This is a genomic window from Variovorax sp. P4_D9 (assembly GCF_056401695.1).
Map to the genome: position 1 here is coordinate 1 of NZ_JBFUIU010001146.1, position 2257 is coordinate 2257.

3 protein-coding genes and 1 pseudogene are annotated in these 2257 nt (G+C 62.9%); 3 read left to right on the top strand and 1 reads right to left on the bottom strand.

Going from position 1 to position 2257, the window contains the following annotated elements:
* On the bottom strand, positions 1–802 hold an 802-nt coding region (locus AC1DY5_RS52150), incomplete at its 3' end, for an aminotransferase class I/II-fold pyridoxal phosphate-dependent enzyme (protein WP_478122105.1).
* Positions 803–868: 66 nt separating this feature from the next.
* On the opposite strand from AC1DY5_RS52150, the gene AC1DY5_RS52155 reads away from it, so the two are divergent.
* From AC1DY5_RS52155 to AC1DY5_RS52165, 3 genes and pseudogenes are all read left to right on the top strand, one after another.
* Positions 869–1252: an Mth938-like domain-containing protein gene (locus tag AC1DY5_RS52155; RefSeq protein ID WP_478122106.1), complete on the top strand. Its 384-nt coding sequence runs from the start codon at positions 869–871 to the stop codon at positions 1250–1252.
* A gap of 130 nt (positions 1253–1382) precedes the next feature.
* Positions 1383–1859: a peroxiredoxin gene (locus AC1DY5_RS52160; RefSeq protein WP_478122107.1), complete on the top strand. Its 477-nt coding sequence runs from the start codon at positions 1383–1385 to the stop codon at positions 1857–1859.
* Positions 1860–2049: 190 nt separating this feature from the next.
* A pseudogene (locus tag AC1DY5_RS52165) lies at positions 2050–2257 on the top strand (PhoH family protein); the annotation flags it as partial.

The following is a 2257-nucleotide window of genomic DNA, read 5'->3' on the forward strand; positions in this document are numbered from 1 at the left end:
GGCCCTCAATGTAGTCGCGGGCCATCTTCTTGTCGCCCGACACCACCAGCCAGCCGGCCCGGTAGCCGCAGGAACGGTAGCTCTTGGACAGCGAGTTGAAGGTCAGGGTCAGCACGTCCTTCGACAGGCTGGCGATCGCGGTGTGCCTGACGCCGTCGTACAGCACCTTGTCGTAGACCTCGTCGGCGAAGATCACCAGCCCGTGCTCGCGGGCGATCGACACGATGCTCTTAAGCAGTTCGTCCGAGTACAGCGCACCCGTGGGATTGTTCGGGTTGATCACCACGATGCCCCTGGTGCGCGGCGTGATCTTGGCGCGGATGTCGTCGAGGTTCGGCATCCACCCGTTGGCCTCGTCGCAGACGTAGTGCACCGGGCGGCCGCCCGAGAGGCTCGCCACCGCGGTCCAGAGCGGATAGTCGGGGGCCGGCAGCAGCAGCTCGTCGCCATCGTTGAGCAGCGCGTTGGTGGCCATCGCGATCAGTTCGCTGGCGCCGTTGCCGAGGTAGATGTCGTCGAGCGTGACGCCCGCGATGGCCTGCTTCTGGGTCTCGTGCATCACCGCCTTGCGCGCCGCGAAGATGCCCTTGCTGTCCGAATAGCCGGCCGAGGCCGGCAGGTTGCGGATCATGTCCTGCTGCACCTCTTCGGGCGCATCGAAGCCGAACAAGGCCAGGTTGCCGATGTTGAGCTTGATGATCTTCTGGCCCTCTTCCTCCATCTGCTTCGCGGCGTCCATGATCGGGCCGCGGATGTCGTAGAGCACATTGGCCAGCTTGGCCGATTTCTTGAGCGGTTTCAAAGTCCCTCCAAGGGGGTCTGCGCAGGGGAAAACCTATAATTTGACCACATTTCACCCCCCTCCCCGATGAAGCTCCAGCCTGACAAATCCGACGTCCAGACCCTCACTGCGCACGGCCCGGGCTGGGTGGCCATCAACAACGAGCGGGTCGAATCGAGCATCGTGGTCGGCTCCCGCGGGGAGCGTTTCGAATGGGACGCCGGCGACTACGGCGATCTCGGCGCGGAACATTTCGCAAGACTGGCGGAACTCGGCGCCGAATTGGTCATTTTCGGCAGCGGCAAGCGCATCCGATTCCCGCAGCCGGCCTGGCTCCAGCCCCTGATGGCGCGGCGCACGGGGGTCGAGACCATGGACACGCCGGCCGCCTGCCGCACCTACAACATTCTCGCGAGCGAGGGCCGCCATGTGCTTGCGGCCCTCCTGATCGAGAAACCTGAAGGGCAATAGGAGCTATTTCGGGGTAAAATCGCGGGTTGCGAACCGGCGGCCCGCCCTCAGTTAGCAACGACCAATCCTCCATGATCCCGACAGACATCGACTGCGTCGGGCATGGAATCAAACGGAGAAAACAAGTTTCATGGCGATCGTTGTCAACAAACCCATTCCCGAATTCGACGCCAATGCGACCGGCGGCCTGAAGGTTTCTAACACTTCTCATCTCGGCCACGTGCTGGTCATGTATTTCTACCCCAAAGACAATACGCCCGGCTGCACCACCGAAGCGATGCAATTCCGGGACCGCTACAAGGATTTCGAGAAGGCCGGCGCCACGGTGTTCGGCGTTTCGCGCGACAACATGAAGTCGCACGACGAATTCAAGGCCAAGCTCGAACTTCCCTTCGAGCTGATCGCGGACACCGAGGAAAAGATGTGCCACATGTTCGGTGTGGTCAAGAACAAGATCATGTACGGCAAGAAGGTTAAGGGCATCGAGCGCAGCACCTTCCTGATCGGCGCCGACGGCGTCCTGAAGGCCGAATGGCGCGGCCTGAAGGTCCCAGGCCACGTCGACGACGTCCTGAAGGCAGTGAAGGCGCTCAAGAAATCCGCCTGAAGCCTGAATTCGTGTGGTTTTGCGCGTTCGCGTTGGCGAAGCGCAACGATCACCGGTTGCGTCACGTGCGATGTGCATAATGGCTTCATGCCGTTGAGCTCCACGACCGCATCCACCGAACAAAGCCGCCCTGGTCTTCAGGCGGCTTTTTCGCTTTCTGGCCCCCTTCTTTTTGCGAGCGACACCCCCCATGCCCCTGCCTCCCGCCCCCACGAAACGCGCTGCACTGCTTTCGCCGGACGCGCACGACGCGCCCGCCCGTTCCTCGCATGGACGCAGCGGCCGCCGCTCGTCCGACCGCAGGACTGAGCAAAGCAGCTCGAACGGGCCCAAGCCGCTCGAGCTGTTCGATCGTCACGCAGCGGAAGCCGGCGGCGCGATCGAGCCCGCGCCGCTGC

What these genes read in the sequence shown, in the direction of transcription:
- AC1DY5_RS52160 (WP_478122107.1), top strand. Translation starts at nt 1,383, where the DNA reads ATGGCGATCGTTGTCAACAAACCCATTCCCGAATTCGACGCCAATGCG.
- AC1DY5_RS52155 (WP_478122106.1), top strand. Translation starts at nt 869, where the DNA reads ATGAAGCTCCAGCCTGACAAATCCGACGTCCAGACCCTCACTGCGCAC.